Source organism: Bifidobacterium goeldii (assembly GCF_003951095.1).
GTDB classification, from domain to species: domain Bacteria; phylum Actinomycetota; class Actinomycetes; order Actinomycetales; family Bifidobacteriaceae; genus Bifidobacterium; species Bifidobacterium goeldii.
In genome coordinates this window covers 230963-253493 of the sequence record NZ_QXGL01000003.1, presented here as the reverse complement: position 1 = coordinate 253493, position 22531 = coordinate 230963, and the positions used below count along the sequence as shown (strand labels likewise).

Annotated in this window: 20 protein-coding genes; 5 read left to right on the top strand and 15 right to left on the bottom strand. The window is 54.5% G+C overall.

The genetic code is table 11. The features are described 5' to 3' along the window. Nucleotides 1-119 precede the first annotated feature (119 nt). Nucleotides 120-665 (top strand): TetR/AcrR family transcriptional regulator, encoded by a 546-nt coding sequence (locus tag D2E25_RS06155; protein WP_125980887.1) that lies wholly within the window; start codon nt 120-122, stop codon nt 663-665. Between the two features lie 67 nt (nt 666-732). Further along, nucleotides 733-1170, top strand: a complete 438-nt coding sequence (locus D2E25_RS06150) for a hypothetical protein (protein ID WP_125980885.1) — start codon at nt 733-735, stop codon at nt 1168-1170. A 175-nt stretch (nt 1171-1345) separates the two neighbouring features. Here D2E25_RS06150 and D2E25_RS06145 read toward each other — a convergent pair whose 3' ends face one another. Then, the gene (locus D2E25_RS06145; protein WP_164514745.1) at nt 1346-1615 is read right to left on the bottom strand and encodes a DUF4160 domain-containing protein; all 270 of its coding nucleotides are present in this window, start codon (nt 1613-1615) and stop codon (nt 1346-1348) included. Next, nucleotides 1608-1844 (bottom strand): hypothetical protein, encoded by a 237-nt coding sequence (locus D2E25_RS10480; protein WP_164514744.1) that lies wholly within the window; start codon nt 1842-1844, stop codon nt 1608-1610. Before D2E25_RS10480 ends, D2E25_RS06145 begins: the two co-directional genes overlap by 8 nt. Before the next feature lie 557 nt (nt 1845-2401). On the opposite strand from D2E25_RS10480, the gene D2E25_RS06135 reads away from it, so the two are divergent. Then, a complete protein-coding gene (locus D2E25_RS06135) occupies nt 2402-3094 on the top strand; it encodes an Abi family protein (RefSeq protein ID WP_125980880.1) in 693 nt (230 codons plus the stop codon). A 90-nt stretch (nt 3095-3184) separates the two neighbouring features. Here D2E25_RS06135 and D2E25_RS06130 read toward each other — a convergent pair whose 3' ends face one another. The 4 genes from D2E25_RS06130 to D2E25_RS06115 all read right to left on the bottom strand — a co-directional run bounded on the left by D2E25_RS06130 (nt 3185) and on the right by D2E25_RS06115 (nt 8209). Then, the gene (locus D2E25_RS06130) at nt 3185-4672 is read right to left on the bottom strand and encodes an aldehyde dehydrogenase family protein (RefSeq protein ID WP_125980878.1); all 1488 of its coding nucleotides are present in this window, start codon (nt 4670-4672) and stop codon (nt 3185-3187) included. Between the two features lie 109 nt (nt 4673-4781). Next, nucleotides 4782-5462, bottom strand: coding sequence for an HAD family hydrolase (locus D2E25_RS06125; RefSeq protein ID WP_125980876.1), 681 nt, complete (start codon nt 5460-5462; stop codon nt 4782-4784). Nucleotides 5463-5466: 4 nt separating this feature from the next. Continuing rightward, nucleotides 5467-7233: a DNA repair protein RecN gene (gene recN, locus D2E25_RS06120; RefSeq protein ID WP_125980874.1), complete on the bottom strand. Its 1767-nt coding sequence runs from the start codon at nt 7231-7233 to the stop codon at nt 5467-5469. After that, entirely contained in the window at nt 7226-8209 is a 984-nt protein-coding gene (locus D2E25_RS06115) for an NAD kinase (protein WP_241217054.1), read from the bottom strand. The genes recN and D2E25_RS06115 overlap by 8 nt, the downstream gene beginning before the upstream one ends. A 253-nt stretch (nt 8210-8462) precedes the next feature. Here D2E25_RS06115 and D2E25_RS06110 point away from each other — a divergent pair, with 253 nt between their 5' ends. Both D2E25_RS06110 and D2E25_RS06105 read left to right on the top strand, forming a co-directional pair. After that, nucleotides 8463-9926: a TrkH family potassium uptake protein gene (locus tag D2E25_RS06110; protein ID WP_125980872.1), complete on the top strand. Its 1464-nt coding sequence runs from the start codon at nt 8463-8465 to the stop codon at nt 9924-9926. 82 nt (nt 9927-10008) lie between these two features. Next, entirely contained in the window at nt 10009-10662 is a 654-nt protein-coding gene (locus tag D2E25_RS06105) for a potassium channel family protein (RefSeq protein ID WP_125980870.1), read from the top strand. A gap of 10 nt (nt 10663-10672) precedes the next feature. On the opposite strand, the gene D2E25_RS06100 is transcribed toward D2E25_RS06105, so the two are convergent. The 9 genes from D2E25_RS06100 to D2E25_RS06060 form a co-directional block, all read right to left on the bottom strand. Next, nucleotides 10673-11419, bottom strand: a complete 747-nt coding sequence (locus D2E25_RS06100; RefSeq protein ID WP_125980868.1) for a TlyA family RNA methyltransferase — start codon at nt 11417-11419, stop codon at nt 10673-10675. Nucleotides 11420-11471: 52 nt separating this feature from the next. After that, nucleotides 11472-11666, bottom strand: a complete 195-nt coding sequence (locus tag D2E25_RS06095; protein ID WP_125980866.1) for a hypothetical protein — start codon at nt 11664-11666, stop codon at nt 11472-11474. Nucleotides 11667-11741: 75 nt separating this feature from the next. Beyond that, nucleotides 11742-12782 carry an HAD-IIA family hydrolase gene (locus D2E25_RS06090; RefSeq protein WP_125980864.1) on the bottom strand — a complete coding sequence of 347 codons (1041 nt, stop codon included), beginning with the start codon at nt 12780-12782 and terminating at the stop codon, nt 11742-11744. A gap of 3 nt (nt 12783-12785) precedes the next feature. After that, nucleotides 12786-14660, bottom strand: a complete 1875-nt coding sequence (locus D2E25_RS06085; protein WP_125980862.1) for a helicase — start codon at nt 14658-14660, stop codon at nt 12786-12788. Between the two features lie 30 nt (nt 14661-14690). Next, complete coding sequence (gene tyrS, locus D2E25_RS06080; RefSeq protein ID WP_125980860.1) at nt 14691-16013, bottom strand: tyrosine--tRNA ligase; 1323 nt, start codon at nt 16011-16013, stop codon at nt 14691-14693. A 125-nt stretch (nt 16014-16138) separates the two neighbouring features. Further along, the gene (locus D2E25_RS06075; RefSeq protein ID WP_125980858.1) at nt 16139-16942 is read right to left on the bottom strand and encodes a putative ABC transporter permease; all 804 of its coding nucleotides are present in this window, start codon (nt 16940-16942) and stop codon (nt 16139-16141) included. After that, nucleotides 16939-17469 carry an HD domain-containing protein gene (locus D2E25_RS06070; protein ID WP_125980855.1) on the bottom strand — a complete coding sequence of 177 codons (531 nt, stop codon included), beginning with the start codon at nt 17467-17469 and terminating at the stop codon, nt 16939-16941. Before D2E25_RS06070 ends, D2E25_RS06075 begins: the two co-directional genes overlap by 4 nt. A gap of 235 nt (nt 17470-17704) precedes the next feature. Further along, on the bottom strand, nt 17705-19180 hold the full coding sequence (gene argH, locus D2E25_RS06065) for an argininosuccinate lyase (protein ID WP_125980853.1): 1476 nt from the start codon (nt 19178-19180) through the stop codon (nt 17705-17707). 95 nt (nt 19181-19275) lie between these two features. Continuing rightward, nucleotides 19276-22521 (bottom strand): type I restriction endonuclease subunit R, encoded by a 3246-nt coding sequence (locus tag D2E25_RS06060; RefSeq protein ID WP_125980851.1) that lies wholly within the window; start codon nt 22519-22521, stop codon nt 19276-19278. Nucleotides 22522-22531 lie beyond the last annotated feature (10 nt).

Sequence of the window (22531 nt, the reverse complement as noted above, 5' to 3'; positions counted from 1 at the left end):
CAACCACCGATATGCGACATTCCTCGCTTATGCGACGATTTGCCCGAATCGTCGCATAACACTCGGCTTATGGTCGGCGAGGGAATGACGCCACCGGCAAACGAACAGACGAAAGGGGCATGATGACCGATCTACGCATCGTCAAGACCCGCAAGGCGATCCGCGAGGCGTTTCTGCGCCTGCGGGCATCGGGAGTTCCGGTCTCGAAGGTCAAGGTCAAGGACATCTGCGACCTTGCGCTCGTCAACCCGAGCACGTTCTACAAGCATTACCTCGACGTATACGACCTCAACGACAAACTCGAGGACGAAACCATCGACGCGATGCTGGAGCATTACCCAGACAAGGACAAGATCCTGTCCGATCCGCTCGCGTTCCTCAACGGCTGGAGACCGGCCGTCGACAGCCAGATCGACGATTTGCGCATCCTGTTCGGCGACCGCCCCGAAGTCATGTTCCGCAAGATCGAGTCGATGCTCGTCGAACGGTATTCCGCCCATGCAGCGAACGAGCACGAGCGCATCGCCGCCGTCTTCTCCATCGCCGGGACGCTCCACTCGCTCGGACTGCTCAAGCTGGAGGGCGGACAAAGCGACGACGAGATCATCGCGGCGGTCGCCGAAAACCTCAACGCCATCGCCGCGCGTATTCCCGGCGGGCGATGACGAACACCCCCTATACGAATCAACGGCATCATCACACGGATACTCTTTAATCATCTAGTCGATCATCATGGAACAGATAACAGAACGTCATCCCATCCCCTCGTCGGCATCGCGATTCGCCGCATCGATACTGACCGCGCTGGTCTTCGTCGTCGCGCTGAATCTGCGAGCCCCGCTCACATCCGTCGGCCCGCTGCTGCCCACGGATAGGGGCGTCCGAACATCTCAACGCGACGATGTAGGGTCTGCTCGGCTCGTTGCCTATCCTCGCGTTCGCCGCCGTCTCCCCGATGGCGCACCGGGCCGCCGGACGCCTACTTGCGCGGAGATCCCACAAAATACACCGGCTGATAGAGTCACGATCACCATCCAACTCACCGTCGACGAAGATCAATACTTCTTGGCGAGGAAATACGCTCTCGAGCACAATGCCACGTTAGTCGAACTCCTGCAGAAAACAATCAAGGAATACGCCGCGTCCGCAGCCAAGACGAAGGCGGAATGATATAGCACATTACGCCATGCAACTGTATGAGTTGAGAATCAAACGCAAACCGACGCGGCGGCAACGGTAGCTTCCTGTCTAAAGCCCGCACTTAATGTTCGCCCGGTTGGCGAGCATTACCGCAAAACCAGCTGGAGTACAAACCGCATCTGGTCGGTTCAAAAATATCCCAGTCTCAATCGAAATGGATGTCGTCGCCGAATAGTCTCTTCCACGCACCGACGACTTCATCAAATCCTCGAACCAACGCAGCCTGTATTAGGCGAATATATTTGGATGGCACTTTGCCATGATTATGTGACAAGGTCACGGTGCCGTCTGCGTGCAATACAAACCTAGCTATGTCGCGTCGATTGCCCTGCGCGACATGCACATGGACACCATGTTCCCGATCCAAGGTGCTGAAGTAGATGCTGTATCCGGCGAGGAAAAACACCTCAGGCATTGGCGTATTCCCGATCAATGGCACGAAAATCATCGATCATCGGCTTCATTTTTCCATACCAATGGTGTAGGAATGACTCCCCTTCTTTGCCAAAGGTGGAAGACAGGATGTTGCCATGGTCATCCAAAGTAGCGGTTCGGTCAAAACCAAGCTCGGAGACGACCATCGTGGTGTCATCCCATTGGGTTTTGATGCCATCAATGATGAACACGTTCTCTTCAGGCATCATCGTCTCCTTTCACCTTGTAACGCATCCCATGATACGCATTGCGCACGTCGTTCATCAATCGCGAATCCTGCTTCTGCGAGACTATTCCATGGATTTTCCGTAACGACCACCCTCGCCGCCGGCATCGTCGCTCTCGTCACGCCCACACTCGTGCAAGCGTTCAAAAAGCACACTCCACGGTCCTCATGCCCTCGATGCGAGCGTGTACTGCTCGGCATAATCGTCATCTCTGCCACTTATAGCGGCTAGATGCTGGCCCTTCGGCTTCTGTCGTCTTTTCTTAGCTACACTTATCGCGATAAGTGTAGCTAAGAAAAGAGAAAACCACACTTGGTGACACATCCGCGCACCGCCATACCGCCATTGACGACTCGAATATCTTCAATTGGAGACCGATCATGCACGTCAATAGACAAGGTCGGCTCAACCCGTTCAACAAGGCGATGGAAGAACTTCGACGCAGCACAACCGAAACGGCGACCGAAAAGAAAATCCCCGGGGTTTCATGATATTTCGCATGAGTGACGTTCCGGGGCATTCTCTTGTAATGTAACCTTATGAGTCTTGAAAGTCAAACCGTCACGCTTACTGATCTGCAACGATGGTTCTCCGCCGAACGTATGAACACTTATGTTCGTTCCGCTGAGGTTACTGGCTGCGATGCGGTTGACCTGTACGTATGGAACGGTAGGATCTCCAAGGCCTTGCTTGAGGACATCGCGCATGTAGAGGTGCTGCTGCGCAACTTCATATCTGCCCGTCTCACTTTGGCCAGCGGTCGAGACGACTGGTACAAAGACGATGCACAGTTTCGGTTCAACTCGTCCAGAACAAAACGATTCGAGAACTCTGTGGCAGAGATTGAACAGCAGATACGGCATACAGGCAAGCCGGTTACTCCAGGTCGGGTAATCGTCAACATGTCACTTGGCTCGTGGTGTTTCCTACTTTCCTCCAGACTGGAGCAGACCGTATGGAAGGCATTACGCAATCCAACCAACGGCGGCATGCCGAACTATCCGCTGCGCAAGCGTCTCGTGTTCGAAAACCATGCCAAGATGATGCGAGACCTGCGTAACCGTCTATCTCATCAGGAGCACATCGTGCTTGACGATCTCGCCGCAGAGAACCGGTATCTGGATGAACAATACGCCAATCTTGATTGGATTGCTCGCGTCATCGATCCAAAAGCCGCCGACTGGATTCATAATCAGTCACGAGTAATGATGGTGCGTACAGAACGCCCATAACTCCTACCGGTCTCTGCAGCGCGGTCATTCCGCCTCATCCGACTGGAAGACGATCATGCACGGCGGCCATCGTCACCGCTATTCCCGTTACTACTTGTCGACTGCAGAGAACCAGTCGGTTTTGTCCGGGATGAGCTTGAGGTTGATTTGCTTGAGGACGGTGTATTCCTTGAGACCATCAAGGCCACCGTCCACGGTCGTACCGGACTGCCGGTGAGGGCTGACTGGCACACCTTGCGTATCATCCATGTACGTGTTCACATACATAATGCCGGTATCAACACCAGCGCATACGCGCAACGCACGGCCCATATCCGTCGTGAACACTCCCCCGGCAAGACCATAACAAGTACCGTTGGCCAAGCGCACAGCCTCATCTTCATCCGCGAAAGTCTGCACAGTCAATACCGGCCCGAAAATCTCCTCCTGTACGACGCGCATGTTCTGAGTACAATCTGTCAGCACCGTCGGCTCGACGAAATAGCCTTGCGCAAAATCACCGACGGTGATTCGCTTTCCACCAATCAGTACGTGAGCGCCTTCCTCCTGCCCGATGCGAATGTAATCCAGCACGCGGTTCATCTGCTTCTCGGAAACCATCGGACCGAATTCAGTGTCCGGGTCAAGCGGCATGCCAATACGAATCTTCGCAATACGCTCCTTGAGTATATTCATTACCCGCTCGTACACGCCCGCTTGCACAAGCAGTCGCGAGCCAGCGATGCACACCTGCCCTTGGCTGAGGAAAATGCCGAACATGAGTCGGTCCACGGCCACATCCAGATCAGCATCATCGAAGATGATGAACGCTGACTTGCCGCCTAATTCCATCGAAAAGCGTTTGACGCTGGTCGCAGAATGTTCGATGATGTCACGGCCTGTTTCCGTGCCTCCGGTGAACGTGATCTTAGCAATATCCTTGTTTGCGGCGAGTGCCGTACCAACTTCGTTACCGGAGCCGAGCACCAAGTTAACACTGCCCGCGGGGAAACCAGCTTCGGCCAAGCATTCGAACATCATCGCTGTGGCAACCGGTGTAAGGGATGATGGTTTAACCACTACGGTGTTGCCCGCGGCCAAGGCGGGTGCCATGCCGGCTGCTGTGGTGCCCATCGAATAATTCCATGGAGCCAATACCGCGCACACGCCCAATGGTTCGCGGATGGTCACGGTCATCAGATCACCGTTTGCAATCGAAGAGCTACCCTGTAATTCGTGCACCAGTCCGGCGTAATAGCGGAATGCGCCGCTGGCTGCGTACACGTCATCGTATCGGGTTTCGCGATATACGCGCCCCATGCTGTTAGTTTCCGCAACCGCTAGTTCTTCCGCGCGCGATTCAATGAGATCGGCGGCTTTCGTCATAAGCTCTGCACGCTCATCGGGCGTTAGGGTGCGCCATGGAGAACCTGGTTCGCATGCTTTTTTAGCTGCCGCAACAGCCGTGTTGACATCATCGGCATTACCACGTGTTGCTTGCGCTACTACGCGCCCATTGGCGGGATTGATAATATGCGTGACTCGACCAGATGCAGATTCAACCCATTGGCCATTGATATACATTGTGATTACGTTCATTACTATTTCCCCTGATGATGCCGTCGGTTAAACATCCCAAGAACATCCTCAGTCTACTGCGCTGTAATAAACCCAATCACACCCCCGTCATCCCCTATTCCCCGTTGTCTTATAGAATCCGTGGCGCATCGGCGAAATCGAAGAGGACGCCGTCGGCGATGTCGCAGATAGCGGTCCAGTCGGCGTCGGAGGAGTCGTCGTGCATGGCCCAGACTTTCATACCAGCGGATTTGGCGGTCTGGATGGCGAGCAGTAAATCTTCGAACACCGTGCAGTCGGCTGGCGCAACGCCGAGCCGCGAGGCAGCCAGCAGGTATACGTCAGGCTTGTCTTTGCCAACATCACCTGCATCGTCAACACTGACTGTTGTGTCAAAAAAATCAAGGATTCCAACATGCTTCATAGCTGGTTCGCGCAATGAGGGCGGCAGCGAAGTCGCTACGGCGAGCTTCGCGCCGGTGCTCTTGAGATGCCGCAAGTATTCGACGGCATGCGGCTTGGCTTCAACCACTGTTGAATAGGCAACGCGTGCCATGTCATCCCATTCGGCCATCAGCTGCTCAGGGGTGTCTGGCAGATTAAATCTCGCGATCGTGTATTCAGCAATCTGCTGGAACTGCATCGAAGCAACCTTGATCATGTAATCCGCTGGCACTTCGATGCCACGCCGCCCAAGGAAATCAATGTCAACCTGATCCCACACACCCATTGAGTCGAGCAGTGTGCCATCGAGATCGAAAATAGCGGCCTTGCCAGCGTTGACGGCGCTGATGGCGGCATTGGTCGTCATGCGTTCATCCTTTCAGTCGTGAATCAGCAAGCAGTTCACGCGCATGGTCAAGCGACGCTTCGGATTCGGAACCTGAGAGCATGCGTGCAATCTCATGAACGCGCGCATCGTCTCGTACTTCAGCCACGGTGGTAATAACACCTAAATCGTCATCATCCGCATCCGGCGGAATTTTGGTCACTACAAACTGTCCATCGGCCCAAGAGGCAACTTGTGCCAAGTGCGTGACTACAATTACCTGTGCTGAACGCGCGAGACGTGCCAAACGCCGCCCAAGCTCGACCGCAGCCTTGCCGCCAACACCGGCGTCAACCTCATCGAAAATGAAGGTCATATCAGAGCGAACGGTCTCAGTACGATCGTGATTATCGCGCTGACTATCAGCCTTGTTCCCCGCACGCATATCCGCGGCTGAAAGCTCCAATGCGAGCATCAGACGGCTTAATTCGCCACCCGACGCACTTTTGCCCATTGGCAATTGCGGAGAGCCTTCATACGGAGTGAAAAGGAACGCGATATCGTCGCCACCGTTAGCGTCAAGCGCAGTATCGCCAGTTCGCGGGGTAACACGAATATCAAGCGCAGAACCTGCCATAGCCAAGGATGCTAATTCATCAGTGACACGCGTTGACAAACGTTCTGCTGCTGCAGTGCGCGCTTGACTCAGCTTGCCAGCCGCAGCAACAGCCGTTTTGCGTAACCGTTCTCGCTCAGCTTCAAGTTCGGCGATTTTTTCAGGCGACGCATCAAGATCTTCAACATCAAACACTGCTTTATCTCGCCACGCGATCACGTCGGCAAGCGTCGGCCCCCAACGCCTCGTCAGTTCGCCTAGCTCATGAATTCGTGAGTTAATCGTGTCAAGGTCTTCAACGCTTTCCTCATCATCTAACTCTTGCGTGAGCGAGAATACAATGTCTGACAGGTCAGCGTTCAATGATTCAAGTCGATCAGCTAACTCGTTGAAATCACCGTCAGCATGAATACCGCGCAATGCGTCAACTGCGCGATTTAACAAGTCGGATGCGCTCATCTCATCAGAGTCAACACTCACCTGTGAGGCATCCAATGCGGCTAGAGCACCAGACACGCCTTGCGCAATATCAGCAGCGTTTTCAATACGTGACCGTCGAGTTTTCAACTCCTCATCCTCACCGGGTTGCGGGTTCACTCGATTGATACGCTCAATAGATTCGCGCAGATAATCAGCTTGCTGACGTGCGGAAGATTCTTGCGTTCGCATACGCTCCAAACGCACATCCATATCATGTAATGCGTTCCACGCTTCACGATATGCAATAAGCTCAGTATCATCACCGGATACGGCATCAAGAAATTCGCGCTGTTTCGCCGCTGAAGCGATACGCAACTGGTCGGTTTGCCCGTGAATCGTTACCAGTTGAGACGCGATATTTCCCAACACCGCTCGCGGTACGCTGCGACCGCTTAATACCGCTCGCGACCTACCAGATACCGGCACCGTACGCGATAAAAACAATTCGCCATCATCTGGTTCAACACCAGCCTCACGTGCTGCTTGAAGCACTGGCGAGACTGCTCCAACCGCAAACACGCCTTGCGCCCATGCTTCGCGAGCCCCAGTATGCACACGCCCCGAATCAGCAGTACCGCCAGAAATCAGCCGAATAGCGCTCAATAGCATTGACTTACCAGCGCCAGTTTCACCGGTGATGGCGGTCATGCCAGGTGCTGGCGTTAACAATGCTTGATGAATAGGACCAAGATCATGAATCTCTAGTTCCTCAAGCATTCACAGCTCCTGTCCGATTGTTTTGCTCAGTCGCCCCGGACCCAGCCGCAGACCGACCAGTATCCGTACCAGCTCCCCCGCGTCTTGCAGCCCCACCGCGCGCATGCTCACGCCAACCAACTACCGGCAAATCAAACTTAGTTACCAAGCGATTCGTGAACGGCACTCCGGACAGTCGTGCAAGTCGCAGTGTGCTTTTTGATTCGCGCACCTGAATACGCGTTCCCTTCGGCAGCGCGCACTGACGGCGACCGTCGCAACAAATCCACCCTTCAGATGAGGAATCTTCAAGAATATCCAGCTCGAATGTTGAACCAGCGCCAATAATCAGCGGGCGAGCAAAAAGCGCGTGCGCTGCCAATGGCACCAGTTGTAATGCTTTCACATTCGGCCACATAATCGGCCCGCCAGCCGAGAATGCGTACGCCGTTGAACCTGTAGGTGTGGAAACAATCACGCCATCACACCCAAACGAGCTCATTTCCACATCGTCTACGCGAATTGACAATTCCACCATTTTGCCGCGGTCTGCTCGCTCTACAGTAATGTCGTTTAGCGCCCAATCTTCCAACGGCTTATCAGCACCCGGCATCCACACATCTACGTGCGCGATCATGCGCTCGTCAATGGAATAGTCGTGTGCGGCAATCCGTCGAATCGCTTCACTCATTTGGAAGCTTTCAAACTCCGCAAGAAAACCAACGTGGCCAAGATTCACGCCCAAGATTGGCACTTGCGTACAATGCACGAGTTCAGCCGCTCGCAGAATCGTGCCATCGCCGCCCAGCACAACCACAATCTCGGTATCTTCATCTACCGTGCGCGTCACACCGCCAAACGCTGGCGCTTCAACATTGTCAATAATCGACACGTCAAATCCAGCACGTTGCAACTGTGCCACTGCTTCAGCAACTACGGTTCCAGTTTCACGAAGACGCGAGTGCGTCACCACCACTGCATGACGTACATTAACCATCGCATCCCCCTTGCCTGCAGGAATCCAGAACTGTATTTATCCTATCTGAACCAAGCGAAATTTCGAACAGCTGTTCGCATGACACGCCGCCTGCTTATTAGCGCCACGCCGTAGCACCGCCCATCGCATACTGCCATAGCATGCGCGTAAATGTATTACTCCAGGCCGTGACTAGAATAGTGTCGTTGCACACCCGCCTGTGACGAACATAGGCAATGACGAAACATATTGAGATGTACAAGGAGAGAGGGGCATGTCGAACCTCGTCTTTGACGAATCCTCCTCCAATCGGGAGGCTTCACGCGGCTACGCATGGTGGTTCTCTGGCGACACGTTTGAGAAAGCTGCCGCGGAGGAGCACACGCCGCGCAAACGCGATCTGCTTCATCACTTGACTTCACATCCTGGGCGTTTGACCATCATCTATTTTCTGTTGTTGGTGGTTATTTCTACAACACTGCTATGTTTGCCAGCAGCTTCGCATGGCGATGAGCCAACACCATTTATTACCGCGTTCTTTACCGCTGTTTCTGCACTGTCAACTTGCGGTATTTCGATTGTGAATACCACCACGCACTGGACGTTGTTCGGCCAGGTGGTGTTATTGATTTCTGTGCAGATGGGTGGTTTAGGCGTTATGACGTTTGCGTCGTTAATCGCCTTGGCAGTCAATCATCACATTAAAGCGTCACAGCGATTACTGACCGCGAACGAACTCGGTACCACTAAACTTTCCGAAATTAAAGGCGTGCTTACTGTGGTGATTACCACCACGTTCGTCATCGAGACTATCACGTTTTTTGCTCTGTTCCCCGGCTTGTTACATATCAATGAAGGCGATATGCGCAACAGCATGTGGGAAGCATTGTTCTTTGCGGTGATGTCGTATAACAATGCTGGTTTTACACCGGATAACGTGGGTCTTCATGTGAATAATTGGGCGGTTGGCATGCCGATTATGCTCTCCGCTTTTTGTGGCACGTTGGGCTTTCCAGTGTTGCTGAATCTTATGCGATGCATTCGTCATCACACGCCACCGAAGCGTTGGAGCTTGCATACCAAGATCACGTTAGTGACAACGTTCTGCTTGGTACTGACTTCACTTACTTGGTTTTTGTTGGTGGAGTGGGATAATCCGTTCCTGTTTAAAAACGCTGATGTTGAAACGCGTATGCGGTATGCCGTGGTGGCCGCAGTAATGCCGCGTAGTTCTGGCTTTGATCTTTCGTGGGTGCCGCAAGTAAGCGAGCCAACCAAGGTGTTCATGAGCATCATCATGTTTATTGGTGGTGGCAGTACGTCTACTGCTGGCGGTATTAGAGTCACTACGTTTGCGATGATTATGCTGGTGTGTCGCGCAGCATTCACGGGGCATAAGGACATTAACGCTTTTCACCGTCGTATTCATACGCAGGCTGCGATGACTGCTGTGAGTATTACTACCGCGTGTTTTATGGTGGTGTTGGCTTCTTCTATTGCCTTGATGTTGGTGACGAATTGCTCGCTGACTGACGCGATGTTTGATGCGTGTTCGTCGTTTGGCTTGGGTGGCTATTCGGTGGGTGTAGCGCGTGAGGATAGCCCTGCAGCATTGTGTATTCTCGCGCTTGCGATGGTGATTGGCAGGCTTGGACCGATGACCATTGCGTATGCGATTAGTCGTCCGCGCGCGCTGGAAGCGGTGCGTTATCCGAGTGAACCGATTGTTGTAGGGTGACGCGCTGTTTGCATGGTTTGCGCGCGGCAAGCTTGTGCGCATAGGATGTGAACAGAAACGTTAAGGAAAGGGTTCGCCGATTATGGCTCACAGCAATAGAAGCGTTTTGGTGGTGGGACTTGGCCGTTTTGGCAGTTCGGTAGCGACCACGCTGGATGCGATGGGGCAGGATGTGCTGGCTGTTGATAAGGATCCGGAACTGGTGAACCGGTGGTCGTCTCAGGTGCCGACTGTGCAAGCTGATATGACTGATGTGCTGGCTGTTGAGCAGTTGAATGCTTCTGATTTTGATACTGCTGTGGTGGCTATCGGCGATAGTGTTGAAGCGTCGGTAATTACTACTGGTAATTTGTTGGATGCTGGTATTAGTGACTTGTGGGCGAAGTCAGTGTCGCAGCAGCATGCGCGTATTTTGCAGCGTATTGGTGCGCGTCACATTATCAATGCTGAGACGGATGCTGGTAAGCGTGTGGGGCACTTGGTGAGTGGCAATTATCTTGATTACATTGAAATTGAGGGTGCTCACACAGTTGTGAAGATTCACACTCCCCCGCACGTCGTTGGTTATTCTATCGAAGATGCGAAAGTGCATGAACGCTACGCGATTACCGTGGTGGGTATTAAATCTCCCGGCAAAGAGTTCGAATACGGTTCCAAAGAGCTCATCATGCACCGCAACGACGAACTCATCATCATGGGCAAAGAAAACAATATTGATAAGTTTATACGAGGCTAAGGTAAAGCCCTTACGCCTTGTTAAGGGCACGTGCATACAGCAAATACTCCACATTTCCATATGTACCCTCAATAGGCGAATCGCATGTCGCCACAACCTGCAAACCGTGCTCTCCTGCACATTGCACAACATCGCGCAGCGCCTGTTCGCGCAATGCAGGATCTTCAACGATGCCATGCCGGTCGAGCCCTTCACGGCCGACTTCAAACTGTGGTTTGACCAGTAGCACGATATGCGCGCCGGGGGCAGCAATGCGCGCAATAACTGGAATCACGTAGGTGAGCGAAATAAAGGATACGTCGGAGACGATCATCTGTGGCCGGTATGGCAGACTGTCAGCGGTAACATCGCGAATGTTGACGCCGTCCATGCGTATCACGCGAGGATCATCGGCGATGCGCGCGTCAAGCTGATCGTGGCCAACATCGAGGGCGATGACTTGTGCTGCGCCACGGCGTAGTAATACTTCAGTAAATCCTCCGGTGGAGGCGCCAATATCAAGGCAGTGCAAGTCTCGTGGACTGGTCAGTCCTTGATCTGCAAATGCGTCGAAAGCTCCTACGAGCTTGTAGGCTCCGCGTGACACGTAATCGTCACCTTTGTCTACGGTGATTGGCGCGGTTGCGGTTACGCTCATGGATGATTTTGCAGCGGGTTTGCCGTCGACGAACACGTGACCTTCGCGAATGAGCCGTTGTGCTTTTGATCGGCTGTCGATAAGGCCAAGGTCTACGAGCAGCGAATCAAGTCTCGGCATATCGGTCTCCTGTGTGCGAGTTTGTTGCTTATTGGCTTGGTATTATCGTGCGCTATTTGATGGTATCGAGTTCGTGGTTGAGCTGGTCAAGCACAGATTTGAATATCTCAATGCGTTGAGCGTCGTCTGTACTGTCGATATTGGCAAGTTGCGGAAAGCGCTGTGTCACGTCACCATGCTGCGTAGAAGATTGCGTGTGAGAAGAGTCATGACTGGTGTTCGTGTGTTCACTCACATCGTTGACCATAGTTGACTCCTTACTTACGCGTGCACCCGCCAGCGGGCAATGCCACGGCGGGTACACGGTAATGATCTCGTTTATTTACAGTGCAAAATCAGGCAGTGTAATTGCTGTCGGATTACCACCATGATCGGCGTAATCCCACATTGCATTGCAGGCAGCACGCAGCGCATTCATCGAACTAGTATCACTGACGGTCAGCGTACTAGCCACTGTATCGAGTTCTGCGGTTGCGTCACCACACTGCCATACACCATCTGCATTCTGGCTGACGGCTGGCTGTGCTTCCAGCAGTCCGCGCAAATCCTTAACGATATACGTGGGGCGCAAATGTGCGGGAGCGAGCATCAGCTCGTGTGGATTGGTGACGCCAGTGAGCACTGCGAGTGAATCGTAGCCGCCGCGATTGCCAGCTTCGATATCCGTGTCGAGTCGATCGCCAATAGCTAAGCATGCTTCCTTAGCAACGGGATCGTTCCCCTCCCCCGCAGCCAGCAAACGTGCCTCGTCATACATGGCTGATTCTGGTTTGCCAGCGGAAGCGATTGGATTGACACCAGTAGCATTGATGACTGCTTGAATCATCGAACCGCAGCCTGGAGCAATACCCAGCTCGCGTGGAATGGTCAGATCACGATTGGTGACGAAATACTGTGCGCCACGTTCAACCGCATACGCGACTTGTGCCATCTCATTCCACGACATGTCTGGATACCAGCCTTGAATAACGGCATCCGGATTCTGCTCAGCATGGTCAACAACAATGAGTCCTTGCCCTGCGACTTCTTCGCGCAAGTGTTCGGCCCCAAGTACCAGCACTTTCGCGCCTTTCGGCACGTGGCGCGCGACCATGCGTGCAGCCACCACGGATGAGGTGATGACCTGGCGCGGCTCGACATCAAGATCGAAACCGCGCAATTGATCGGCAACCACGTGCTGGAAACGCGACGAATTGTTGGTGGTGTATTCCACCTGCATGCCCACAGCCTCGGCAGCTCGAATGGATTCGGCCGCATATTCGACCGGGTTCTTACCGCGGTATACAACACCGTCAAGGTCAAGCAATGCTAGACGGTATGTGGCCGCAATGGACTCGGTAGTGGATTTGAGCATGGTGGTCATAGGTTACTCAGCTTCGCCTTCAGCTTCCGCATCAGCAGCATCATTCTCATCGGCAGCATCATCAATACCGTCACCTGCTGGTTCGATAACGGAATCGACACCGTCCTGCGCTTCCTGTGCAGGCAGTTCTTCTTCATCTGCTGCAGGATCATCACCAGCGGACTGTGCAGGCTGCTCATCGTTTTCAACGACTGCGGGAGCGTTAGCCGACTCGTCGTCAGCATCGTCGGTATCTTCAGCGTCGTCAGATTCGCTGTCGTCATCGAACTGAGCATCCTTGTCAGTATCACCATAGTTATCAGGCGCATACTGGGCGTCGTCTTCGCTGATACCGAGCATGTCAAGCTCATCGTCAGAGAAACGTTCGAGATCGTGATCGATGATCACGTCGTCGGATGCTTCATCCTCGTCTTCGTCGGCATACTGCAGTTCCAGCTTGTCAAGCAGCGAGTCAAGCTTAGATGCATCCTCATTGCGGCCGCTCTCCTCGAGGAAGTACTGTTCCGCCTGCACTGCACGCATACGGTATTCGCCGCTCAAGCCCTTAGAACGGCCGAGCGTGTGCACAATATCGATGGCCTTATCCCACTGCTTGAGGTCGGCAAGTGCGCCAGCGTATACGAGGAACATTTCAGCCTTGGCTTCACCGCGCAATGCTTTCGCATCGTCGGAGAGTACCACTTCGATGGCCTTGCGGGGTTCGCCATTACCGCGTTCGCAATCGGCGATGAACGGCAGATAGTCGAGGAAACCGTTCATACGGTATGCGGTACGGAACTCGCGCAGTGCAAGCTTATAGTCGCCCTGACGGTAGGCAATGAATGCCAGCGTTTCGCGCGCGAAGTCGATACGGGATGCCTGACGTGCCACCCACTTAGCATGGGCCAGAGCACCCTGCGGGTCCTTCTCTTCCAGCGCGTAGGCAGCCAGAATATGCAGACCAATGTTTTCTGCATGCTCCTTGGACAGGCCGCGCAAACGTTCGCGCTCGTCCTTGGAGAGCATGTTCCATTCCATGCCCTTCGGCATCTTCGGCTCGTCAGGGCGGCGCGCAGTGTACGGGTTCTGCGAGGGGAAGCTCATCGTGCCGTCGGAGTTGCGGCGTGGGCCACGCTCCATATATTCGCGGCGCTTCGTGTCGCGATATTCGCGCTTCTCCTGCGGAGTAAACTCGCGACGCTCGGTAGCGTTGTCGTTACGGCGATCATCGCGACGATCATCCCTACGATTATCGCGGCGGAAACCACCACGATCATTACGCTCACCGTCACGACGGAAGTCACGACGATCATTATCACGATGGAAATTACGACCACCACGGCGATCATCATCACGACGGAAGCTACGCTCGCCATTACGATCATTGCGATCGTTGCGCTGGTAGCGCGGGTTGTCACCATCGCGATGGAAATCGCGGCGATCATCCTTGCGGTCATCGCGACGGAAACCACCACGATCATTACGCTCACCGTCACGACGGAAGTCACGACGATCATTATCACGATGGAAATTACGACCACCGCGACGATCATCATCACGACGGAAACCGCCCTTGTTCATGCCATCGTGAGAACGACCGCGGTAGCCGCCGCGTTCGCCATCACGCTGGAAATCACGGCGGAACTCGCGACCTTCGCCGGCACCTTCATGATCGCGGCGGAAACCTTCTCCATCGCGATGTCCGTTCTTACGGAAGCCACCATCCTTGTGGAAGCCGCCATCCTTGTGGAAGCCGCCAGACTTACCACCACGGTAGCCGCCGCGCGAACCGCCACGAGATCCGCCGAACGAACGACCGGAGCCATTACCAGAACGGCCAGAACCGTAGGATTTGCGATTGCCGTAGTTGCCGCCCGAGCGGCCGTGTTCTTCTGCCATCGATGTCCTTTACATCAGTTGTTTCAAAAATCAGTGCTTTTCGACCGCGCCGAGGGCCTTCTTACCACGGCGAATCAGTGCGAAACGACCATGCAAGAAGTCAGCTTCACCCAGTGTCTGTTCCTCATCTTCAACGCGAGCGTTGTTGAGGTACACGCCACCAGACTTGACCGCGCGACGTGCTTCAGAAATCGACTTAAACAGACCAGCCTTCACGCCAGCCTCAGTTACGCGATCGCCTGCAGCCACAGCCGCGAATGCTTTCTCACCGTTCTCGTCTTCAACCTTCAAGCCGTCAATCGCAGCCTCAAGCGTGTTCTCATCAATGGAATCGAGGTCGCCGCCACGGCCGAACAAAGCAGCAGAAGCATCAATTGCAGCTTGAGTTGCGGCCTCGCCGTGCACGAAGCTCGTCACTTCCCAAGCAAGCGTTTTCTGTGCTTCACGCGCGCCAGGATTAGTCTTAGACTCTTCCACCAGACGCTCAATCTCAGTCTTCGGCAGGAACGTGAATGCCTTCAACAGGCTTTCCATTTCCACGTCCGGGCGGTTGAACCAGAACTGGTAGAACTTGTATGGGCTGAGCATAGTGCCGTCAATCCACACGGCATTGCCTTCAGACTTGCCGAACTTCTTGCCGCTCGCATCGGTGATAATCGGGCTGGTGAACACGTTCACCGTGGCGCCACGCACCTTACGAATCAGATCCATGCCGGAAGTGAGATTGCCCCACTGGTCAGAGCCGCCGATCTCCAGCGTGCAGCCGTACTCGTCAAACAGGTGTAAGAAATCATTGCCCTGCAGCACCTGGTAGCTGAACTCAGTGAACGAGATGCCCTCTTCGGAGTTCAGACGACGCGCAACCGTATCTTTGGCAAGCATGGTGCCCAAACGGAAGTTCTTACCAACATCGCGCAGGAAGTCGATAACGGACATCTGCGCAGTCCAGTCGTAGTTGGAGACAAAACGCACCGGATTATCGCCGGTAGTGTCGAGAATACCGCCGATCTGGTTTTTGAGGCGCTCAGCCCAGCCGGCCACCACGTCCTTCGGGTTCAGCGTGCGCTCACCCGACTGGCGCGGATCGCCAATCAGACCGGTCGCACCGCCAACGAGGGCGATCGGGTGATGACCTGCAGCCTGCAAGTGGCGCATGTTAATGAGCTGAACAAGATTGCCGATGTGCAGCGACGCGGCGGTTGGATCGAACCCACAATAATAGGTGATCGGCTCTCCGTTCAGCGCCTCGGCGAGCTGATCGCGGTCAGTGGACTGCGAAATCAACCCGCGCCATTCCAGTTCATCGAGGACGGAATCGAATCCGGCCTCCTTGAAATCGATGACGTGAGCCATAACTGTCGTTTCTCCCTATCAAATTGTGGGTTTTATGCGCCTATCAGTCTCGCAGAACAGGCCGACAGCAAGAGCGCACGCCGTTTTGGTGGCCTTAAGTGACCGTAAGCAGCCATAAACGATCTTCAGCGACCGCGGTACAGTTTTTCGAACGTATCGCGCAACTGCTGCAGCATTTCATTGTTGTGTTCGGTGCGCAGCTTCGGGAATGAGGCGATCATACGACGTTGCTGACGGTTCAGCATGGAGCCGGCGGCGTCACGCACTTTCAACATCAGTTCCATTGACATGTCTTTACCAGACTGCCAGGTTTCTCCAACCTTACCGGAAGCATCACTTACCGCATCGCCAACTGCGCCAATACGTTCGCGCATCGCGTCACCGTACCGACTAACGGTTGCTTTGAGCTGACCGAGACTATCTTCAAGATTCACCACGCCGGCCACAGTAACCACTGTGTCGATTGCAGCGAGGATTGCGCACGCTACGCTCAACCAATGCAGCATTTGCATCGGTATCATCGCCGTCACATCAGCAACCTGCGGCTGGATCACGTTGACGATTGTCACTCCCCCAATACCGAATACGAGCGCACCTATCAGGCAAATGCGACCGTTGAGGTTGAACCGGAAGTTGGAATAATCCCACCAGCGCGCATGAAACATTTTTTCCATCGCCCATGAAGTGGCATATTCAAGAAGGCACGCGCCAACAGCAGAAATCACGAATACGAGCGCAGGATTGCGCACGCTACCCAGCAAAACAATAGCGAGAACTGCACCCGTACCATAGATCGGGCATAATGGGCCGTTGAGAAAACCACGGTTGACTGGCCTGTGCTCTTGTACGGAAACGAGGATTGACTCGTACACCCAACCGCAGAAGCTATAAAACAAAAACCATAGAAAGAGTTGTTCGAGGATAATCATGCCCGAGTATCCTTCGACTGGATACTCGAACGCACAAGTTCAGCTCGTGCTGGCTTAGCAAAACGTTCCATGCTGAAGGTTTCACGCGTGGCGCTAATTTTGTCAGCCATCGTCACCAGATAACCTTCAATGAAGCGTGGCGGCGTTGGCGTCATGGGGAACATGTGGTTGGCGATACTGTCGCGTTCGATGCGGTTGAGCCTAAAGTCTTGCAACGCATTGATGAGTGCGGCACGCCCATGCGTAAAGCCGTGCAGGCGGTGCACCCCATCATCCCAATCATGCCAATCGTATAGAAAGTAATCGTGTAACAGTGCGGCGCGAATCAGGGAACGCAAGTCTACGCGATGCCATAAGTGCAGTCGGTCAGCGAACCAGACCGCGAGGCAAGCAACGCGAATAGAATGCGCGAATGTAGTAACCGCACCATGCTGATAGCAGCATTGTTCGATACGCATGTGCGGATGGTTAAGAATGTCGTGACCGTGTTTATTCACTAGTGCGCGTATCTGATCGCGTGTTAGCACGATACCCCCTGTGTATCCCGTATCCCGACGATGTGCGTGTATTCGTTGAGTTCCGCTCTGATTGTAGGACGATGACGTAACGGGTGTGCTCATTCGATCGGATGAACTGCGGTGAGCGCAACGTCAGCCTAGCGCAGGATGACTTCTCCTTTTTCCCCGCACACAGGCAGCCAATCAACAAAATGGCCCTCTATAGCAGGCTTAGCTTGCTATAGAGGGCCATTAGGTTTTGTTGTTATCGCAGGGATTCAGGCGACTTATAAGCGCTGCCGTCGCTGGTGGACTTGGCGAATGCGCGCAGCGTTTCGATCAGGGACTTGGCACTGGCGATCTGTTCACGCACGCGGGCCGGTGACGTGCCGCCGCGGCCGTTGCGCGCGGTGACGGAGCCTTCAGTGGAGAGCACTTCGCGCACCTGTGGTGCGAGGTCGGCCGGCAGGAAGTCCTTGAACACGTCGATGAAGTCCTCGTCCGTCAAATCCCACAGTTCCTGACCGCGACCTTCGGCGAGCTTGACGCATGCGCCAGACAGTTCGTGCGCGTGGCGGAACGGCACGCCGTTCTTGACGAGCCATTCGGCGATATCGGTGGCCAGAGCAAAACCGGTCGGAGCTTCCGCTTCAAGACGATCATGGTCGAACTGCATGGTGGCAACCATGCCGGTGAACGCGGGCAATAGGACTTCGAGCGTGTCAACCTGGTCGAACACGGCCTCTTTGTCTTCCTGCAGGTCACGCGCGTATGCGGTCGGCAGACCCTTGAGCGTGGCGAGCAAACCGGTCAGGTCACCGATGAGGCGGCCGGACTTGCCACGTGCGAGCTCGGCGATATCCGGGTTCTTCTTCTGCGGCATGATCGACGAGCCGGTCGAATACGCGTCGTCGAGCTTAACGAACGCGAACTCCTGCGTGTTCCAAATGATGATCTCTTCGGAAAGACGGCTGATGTCGACGCCGGTCATCGCGGCAACGAACGCGAATTCGGCAACGAGATCGCGCGAAGCAGTACCGTCAATCGAATTATTGGTGACGTTGGTGAAGCCGAGCTCGTGCGCGACAGCGACCGGCTCAAGGCCGAGCGTGTTGCCGGCGAGCGCGCCGGAACCGTACGGGGAAGCGTCGATGCGCTTGTCCCAGTCGACCAGACGCTGCACGTCGCGCAGCAGCGGCCACACGTGGGCCATAAGTTGATGCGCGAGCAGGACAGGCTGAGCGTGCTGCATGTGGGTGCGGCCCGGCATGACGGTGCGGCCGGCTTTTTCAGACTGTTCGATGAGCGCGGAGGCGAGGGCGAGCAGCTGGCCGGCGATGATGCGGCTGTGGCGGCGCAGCCACATGCGGATGAGGCATGCGATCTGATCATTGCGGGAGCGGCCGGCGCGCAGCTTGCCGCCGAGTTCGTTGCCGGCGATGGCGATCAGGCCACGTTCCAGCGCGGTGGCCTCATCCTCGTCGTCTTCGATGGGAGCGAACGCGCCGGAGTCGACGCGGCGCTGCAGTTCATCGAGAGCTGCTTCCATGCGCTGCAGTTCATCGGGAGTGAGCAGTCCCGCACGGCCGAGGGCGCGCGCGTGGGCGCGGGAACCGGCGATGTCATCGTCGGCCAGTCGCCAGTCAAACTGGGTGGACTTCGACAGGCGGGCGAGCTCCGGCGAGGGGCCAGAGGTAAAGCGACCGCCCCACAGGGCGAGATGTTCGGTGTTCTCAGCCATTCATTACTCCTTGAGTTTGCAGGGAATACGATTGTTCAACGATTTCGACTGTCTGACAGACTATCAGCGTTGGGCTACATAGCAGCATCAATGGCTTACTGTGCTGGTTGCGCATCGTCTCGTCCAAGTGCAGCGTCTACATCAAACCCGCCCTCAAGCACAAACCGTCGCAGCAATCCACGTACTTCACGGTTCACTTTGGGTTGCGGAATAGTTGCATGTCGAAGCTGCTCCAACACTGCTTTTGACCGTTTCTTATCAATGGATGCAAAGAGGTTATCGAGACGACCGAATTCATTGATATTCGTTTCGTTGACGAGAATACCGGTGAACTCTTCCAATAATGAGCGTTTCACGCCGAAGCGTTCCACGAGTTTGTCGATTTGTTCGTCCTTTTCACGCCGCGCATACCGGGTAATGTAGTCACGTAAGGTCATGCCGGGGTCAATGTGTACGTCACCACGTTCGACATCATGCAGGAACAGTTCGGCGAGCCGCTGTTCGTCGGCGGACAGTGCGGCGAATGACCGGTGCAGTTCCTGCGATGCGATCTCCAGTTCGGGGCTGTTTTCAGCGAGCGCCTTAAGCCATTTGTCGAAGTTGGCATTCATGTAGTCGGTGTCGATGAGTCCGGTATCGATTTCGGTGATATGCCCATCAAGATCGTATGGTGCTTCCGTATCGTCACCATCGTCGTCGCGTGGGTTGCCTCCGTCGAACAGTTCCTTGTATCGCTGCACGAGGATGAGGTATGTGCGTTCATCGATCGTTGGTCGCACGATCGTATGCCCGCCGTCCTCATCCGTGATCTCAAGTTCCGGTTGCTCCCAAGTGAAGCCTTGTACTTTCGCTGCTTCGAGGTATTCGTTTAACACCACGAACTCCTTGGCGAATTTGCGCCTCGCTTCCACCGATTCTGGTAGTTGCGTGAAGTCCTGTATTCCAGCTGCCGTGAATACATCTTTGATTTCAGCGAATCGTGCATCCATACAGTCGATGTTTTTCGGCAGTTTTTGGACGAATAGATCAACCGGCCGATCACCGGAATACAGTTTGACGGCGGCGGCGATATAGCCGCGCATGGTATGAGGCTTGCGATAGTAGCGAATTGTGCCGAACGGCTTGTCGGGGCCGAACAGTCGGTTGGTGCGGCTGAATGCCTGGATGATGCTCTCGTAGTCGATGATCTTGTCGAGGTAGAGCGTGTTTACCCATTTCGAATCGAAACCGGTAAGCATCTGATCTACGACAATGAGCAAGTCAAGTCGCGCATCGCGGTTCGTGTCGATCATGCCATACGGGGCTTTATGCGACAAACGCGAGGAAACGTCCTTCTTCATGGCCGGCCATGTTGGGATAGTGAAGTCCTTGCCGAACATCGTGTTGTAATCAGTGATGATTTCAACTAATGCGTCTTCCTTCACGGTGGCGCCGGCATTGTTGTCGATATTCGGGTCGAACAATGCGGTGACATGCAGATCAGGAGCTTGCGCCTTGAAGAGACGATAGTAGTTAATGGCTTCGGGAATGGAACTGGTGGCGAGCATCGCATGGAATTTGTTGCCGTGGCTGAGCACTGGGAACTGTTCGAGGATGTCATCGACCACCATCTGCGGATGAGGCCGTCCGATGCCGTACTGTGCGATCGGCAGATAGTCCTCGATGCCTTTGATATCGTTGCCGGCATCATCGACCATTGGCCCCATAGGCACTTGACGTTTATCCATATAGTGCTCGTATACGGCCGCTTTCGCGGGATCGGCGAGCGCCTCGTCCACGCTGCCGGCTTTTGACTTGTCGAGCGCGACCATACGTCGTACATCCGAATCCTTGTAGGTGGTCACCATATAGGGGTCGAATCCGAGTACGTTGTGGTCACGAATGCCGTCGGCAATACTGTAACGATGGAGTTCGTTGCCGAAGATCATCGACGTGGTGGCATGTTTCTTCTGGTTTTCGTCGAGGATGGGAGTACCCGTGAAACCGAAGAACAACGCGTTCGGGAAGGAACGACGAATGGTTTGCAACATGTCACCAAACGTGGAGCGATGACATTCGTCGACGATAAATACGATGCGCTGTTTGCCGAGTTCGTCGAGTTCGGCTTGAGTGATGCCATTTTCTCCGAGCTTGATATTGCTCATTTTTTGAATGGAAGTGACGATGAGTCTGTTCGACGGATTGTTGACACCTTTCGCATCCGGACGCAGTTTGTGCCGCAGCTCGCTCGTGTTTTCGGTGCCTTGCACATCGTCCTCACTGTCGGCGAATCCGCGGTATTCCTCAAGTGACTGTGTTCCGAGTTCGATACGGTCCATGAGGAAGACGACTTTGTCGGCATCTTTCGAGTCGGCGATGAGTTGCGCCGACTTGAAGCTGGTCATGGTCTTACCGGATCCGGTGGTGTGCCATATGTAGCCGCCAGGTCGTCCTGGAACAGCAGGGCGCGTGTCCCAATCGCATCGCCGTGCCACGTCGGAAATGGCGGATGCAGCATAGTACTGGTAACTACGTAACACTTTGAGACAACCGTCCGTCGAATCGGCGACGGTGTAGAAACCGATAAGCTGGTGCGCCATCGGAATGGACAGTAGTCCTGCAGTACCAGAGACACCGCCGATGATTTTCTTCCATTCGTCAGCGCCCGGATGATGGTTGGCGCAAATGGGCTCGTTGGTGACATCAGCCCAATGGAAGTAGTAACTCGGATTGAATCGGCCCGTGCCCGGATTGGCGAAGTACACAGCATCGTCGGGGTTCATGGCAACGAATACCTGCACGAGCCTGAACAGTCCGGTGAATACGCCTTCGTGCGCGTATTTTTCGATCTGGTTGGTCGCCTGGCTGACGGGTACGCCGCTGCGCTTCAATTCGATGTGGATGAGCGGCATGCCATTGATGAGCAGCTCGAGGTCGCCGCGACGCGAGTTGAGTATCTTGTTTTTAGCCGGATAGACCGGTTGCTGTGCGATCTGGTATGTGCTTTTGCCGCCAGCGATCTCCTGCCGGTCGTAGATGTAGAGGCTGACTTCCTTGCCGAAATGCGCTTTGTCTTCTTTGTTGTCGCGTTTGATGGAGACGGTGCGGCCGTTGACGAACGAGTTGAGCGCGAGCGGCGTGCGCAGTTCCTCGATCTGTTCGATGATCTGTGCCATTTCGCCGTCAGTCAGCGGATATTTGCCCAGATGATCGATGCCGCAGTTGTTGCGGTAGAGGATGGATTTCCAGTTCTCGAGCAGATCATGTTCGGTCGGATACTTAAGTACGCCATCCTTCCAGCCATGCTGTTGCAACACGGTGATGACGTTCTCCTCGAAATCTGATTCCTTATCGAAGATCATGGTTCACTCC